Here is a 3,994-nt window from a genome sequence, read left to right on the forward strand (position 1 = left end):
CGCCACCGGGCTGGTCGCCCAGGGCTGGGAGCAGGCGGCCCGGCTGGCCGCCCGGCTGCGGGCCACCGGCACCGGACCGGGAGCCCTGCCGCGCCGGCGCGACCGCACCGCCGACGACGTGGTCCGGGTCAAGGCCGACGGGCTGGACGTCGTCACCATGGGCACCCGCGGCGACGGCTCGGCCCGGGTGCTGCAGCTCAGCGACCCCGACCGCGGCCGGCACGTCCAGGTGGTGGTCGAGGGTGACCGGCTGGTCGGCGCGACCTGCCTGGGCGACCCGGAGGTGGCCGCGGAGCTGCTCGCCTGCTACACCCGCGGCACCCCCGTGCCCGCCGACCCGGCCCGGCTGCTGCTCAGCCCGCTGGCGGCCACCGCGAGCACCGCCGTCCCGGTCACCGCGCTGCCCGACGACACCGTGGTGTGCCGGTGCAACGGCGTCACCAAGCACACCATCGCCGAGGCCTGCCGGGCCGGCGCCCAGACGGCCGAGGAGGTGGCCGCCCGGACCCGGGCGAGCACCGGCTGCGGCGGCTGCCGGGCCGACGTCTGCGCCCTGGTCGAGGCGCTCCGTCCGGCCGGCACGGCCACCTCACCGTCGGCCGACGGGACCTGTGAGGACCTCGTCACGCAGGCGTCACCGCCGGCGCCGGCCGCTGTGACGTCGGCTGGTTAGCGTCTCGACCATGCTCGAAGCCGCAGCTCACACCCCGTCCTCCGACGCCACCCGCGTGGTGGTCGTCGGCGCCGGCATGGTCGCCTCCCGCTTCGTCGAGGCGCTGCTCCAGCGCGACACCGCGGGCGCCTTCGCCGTCACCGTGCTCGGTGAGGAGGCGCACCCGCCCTACGACCGGGTCGCCCTCACCTCCTTCTTCTCCGGCCGCGGCGCCGAGGAGCTCGCGCTCGGCGACCCGACCCTGTGGCAGGACCCGCGGGTCCGCCTGCTCACCGGCCGGCGGGTGGTCGGCCTCGACCGGGCGGCCCGCACCGTCACCACCGACACCGGGGAGGTGCACGGCTACGACGAGCTCGTGCTGGCCACCGGGTCGAGCGCCTTCGTCCCGCCGATCCCCGGCGCCGACCTGCCCGGCGTCTTCGTCTACCGCACCCTCGACGACGTCGCCGCCCTGCAGCGCTGGGTCGAGGACGCCGAGCGCCGCTGCGGGCGCCAGGTGCGGGCCGCCGTCATCGGCGGTGGGCTGCTCGGGCTGGAGGCCGCCGGAGCCTGCCGGTCGATGGGCGCGCACAGCACCGTGGTCGAGTTCGCGCCGCGGATGATGGCGGTCCAGCTCGACGAGGGCGGCGGCCAGGCGCTGGGCCGGATCGTCACCGGCATGGGCATCGACGTCCGCACCGGCACCGGCACCACCGCGATCCTCCCCGACGCCGAGGGCCGGGTCGCCGCGATGACCTTCACCGACGAGACCGGCATCGACGTCGACGTCGTCGTGGTCGCCGCCGGCATCCGGGCCCGCGACGAGCTGGCCCGCGCGGCCGGGCTGCCCGTCGGCCCCCGCGGCGGACTGGTGGTCGACGACCGCTGCCGCAGCGAGGACCCGCACGTCTCGGCGATCGGCGAGGTGGCCTGCATCCAGGGCTCCACCCTCGGTCTGGTCGCGCCGGGCTACACCATGGCCGAGATCCTGGCCGACCGCCTGCTCGGCGGGGAGGCCACCTTCGGCGGGGCCGATCTGTCCACCAAGCTCAAGCTGCTCGGCGTCGACGTCGCCTCCTTCGGCGACGCCTTCGCCACCACCCCCGGCGCGCTGGAGGTGGTCTACGCCGACCCCAGCGCCGCGGTCTACAAGAAGCTGGTGCTGTCCGACGACGCCGAGGTGCTGCTCGGCGGCATCCTCGTCGGCGACGCCAGCGCCTACGCCTCGTTGCGCCCGCTGGTCGGACGCCGGCTCGGCGTCGACCCGGCCGCGCTGCTGGTGCCCGAGGGCGCCGCCGGCGCAGGTGCGCTGGAGCTGCCCGACGAGGCCGTGGTCTGCTCCTGCAACAACGTCACCGCCGGCACCATCCGCTGCGCGGTGGCCGACGGCGCCTGCGACCTCGCCGCGCTCAAGGGCTGCACCAAGGCGGGCACCAGCTGCGGCTCCTGCCTGCCGGTGGCGAAGAAGCTGATGACGACCGAGCTGGAGAAGTCCGGTGTCACGGTCAGCAAGGCGCTCTGCGAGCACTTCGACCTCTCCCGCGCCGAGCTGTTCGAGGTGGTCCGGCTGACCCGGCTCACCACCTTCAGCGAGGTCATCGCCCGGCACGGCCGCGGCCGCGGGTGCGACATCTGCAAGCCGGTGGTGGCCTCCGTGCTGGCCTCCCTCGGCAACGGCCACATCCTCGCCGGGGAGCAGGCGGCGCTGCAGGACACCAACGACCACGTGCTGGCCAACCTGCAGAAGGACGGCTCCTACTCCGTGGTGCCGCGCATCCCCGGCGGCGAGGTGACCCCGGAGGGGCTGATCGCGATCGGCGAGGTCGCCCGCGACTTCGGGCTCTACACCAAGATCACCGGCGGGCAGCGGATCGACCTGTTCGGCGTCCGGCTGGAGCAGCTGCCGGCGGTCTGGCGGCGGCTGGTCGACGCCGGCTTCGAGTCCGGGCACGCCTACGGCAAGTCGCTGCGCACGGTGAAGTCCTGCGTCGGCTCCACCTGGTGCCGCTACGGGGTGCAGGACTCGGTCGGGCTGGCGGTGATGCTGGAGCTGCGCTACCGCGGGCTGCGCTCCCCGCACAAGCTGAAGATGGGTGTCTCCGGCTGCGCCCGGGAGTGCGCGGAGGCCCGCGGCAAGGACGTCGGCGTGATCGCCACCGAGCAGGGCTGGGGCCTCTACGTCTGCGGCAACGGCGGCGCCACGCCCCGGCACGCCCAGCTGCTGGCCACCGACCTCGACACCGAGACCCTGGTCCGCTACATCGACCGGTTCCTCATGTACTACGTGCGCACCGCCGACCGGCTGCAGCGCACCGCGCCCTGGCTGGACGACCTCGAGGGCGGGCTGGACACCGTCCGCGCGGTGGTCTGCGAGGACTCGCTGGGGATCGGCGCCGACCTGGAGCAGGCGATGGCCGCCCACGTGGACGGCTACGCCGACGAGTGGGCCGCGGTGCTCGCCGACCCCGACCAGCTGCGCCGCTTCACCTCCTTCATCAACGCTCCCGAGGAGGTGGACGACTCGCTGCAGTACGTGGCCGAGCGCGGCCAGATCCGCCCCGCCGCTCCGGGCGAGCGGGCCTCGGGTGCGGTCCTCATCGCCGGGCCCGACCTGCCCCGGCGCTCCGACCCCGGCCTCGTCGCGGCCGGCCTGGCCGCCCAGGCGGCATCCCCCAGCACCGACGTCGAGGAGGTCTCCCGATGAGCACCGGCACCGCACCCGAGGTCCTCACCGCACCCGGTACCGCGCTGGTGCCGGTCTGCCGGCTGGCCGACCTGCAGCCCGAGCGGGGGGTGGCCGCGCTGGTCGCCGGCCGGCAGGTGGCCCTGTTCCGCACCGTCGACGACCGGGTCCACGTCGTCCAGCAGCGCGACCCCTACTCGGGGGCCAACGTGATGTCGCGCGGGCTGGTCGGCACCCGCGGCGAGCGGCTGACGCTGGCCGGGCCGATGTACAAGCAGGTGTTCGACCTCGGCACCGGGGAGTGCCTCGACGCCCAGGGCGCAGAACCGCGGCACCTGCGGACCTGGCCGGTGGAGGTCCGCGACGGGGTCGTCCTCGTCGGTCTCGACCCGAGGCCCTGACCGTGGAGCTCCAGCTGGCGGGACGTCCGGTGCTGGTCGCCGGCGGCGGACCGCGGGCGGCCGCGCTGGCCCTCGACCTGCTCGACCGCGGCGCCGCGGTGACGGTGCTGGCCCGCGACGCCTGCGAGGACGTCACCGAGCCGGCCGCGGAGGGACGGCTGCGCTGGCTGCCCCGCGACGCCGGGGAGGACGACCTGGACGGCTGCTGGCTGCTGGCCGTGGCCACCGGCAGCGCGGGAGAGGACGCCCGCCTGCTCG

General features: G+C 75.6%; 4 protein-coding genes. All 4 read left to right on the forward strand.

What is annotated here, in order from left to right:
- The coding region (locus DVA66_RS17935) for a (2Fe-2S)-binding protein (RefSeq protein ID WP_198671915.1) at positions 1–673 on the forward strand (673 nt) is incomplete at its 5' end.
- Positions 674–683: 10 nt separating this feature from the next.
- The gene (nirB, locus tag DVA66_RS17940; protein ID WP_114561268.1) at positions 684–3,356 is read left to right on the forward strand and encodes a nitrite reductase large subunit NirB; all 2,673 of its coding nucleotides are present in this window, start codon (positions 684–686) and stop codon (positions 3,354–3,356) included.
- Positions 3,353–3,736, forward strand: coding sequence for a nitrite reductase small subunit NirD (gene nirD / locus DVA66_RS17945; RefSeq protein WP_114561269.1), 384 nt, complete (start codon positions 3,353–3,355; stop codon positions 3,734–3,736). The genes nirB and nirD overlap by 4 nt, the downstream gene beginning before the upstream one ends.
- Positions 3,737–3,738: 2 nt before the next feature.
- On the forward strand, positions 3,739–3,994 hold a 256-nt coding region (locus DVA66_RS17950; RefSeq protein WP_332872885.1), incomplete at its 3' end, for an NAD(P)-dependent oxidoreductase.

It is taken from the genome of Desertihabitans aurantiacus, from assembly GCF_003344635.1.
GTDB classification, from domain to species: domain Bacteria; phylum Actinomycetota; class Actinomycetes; order Propionibacteriales; family Propionibacteriaceae; genus Desertihabitans; species Desertihabitans aurantiacus.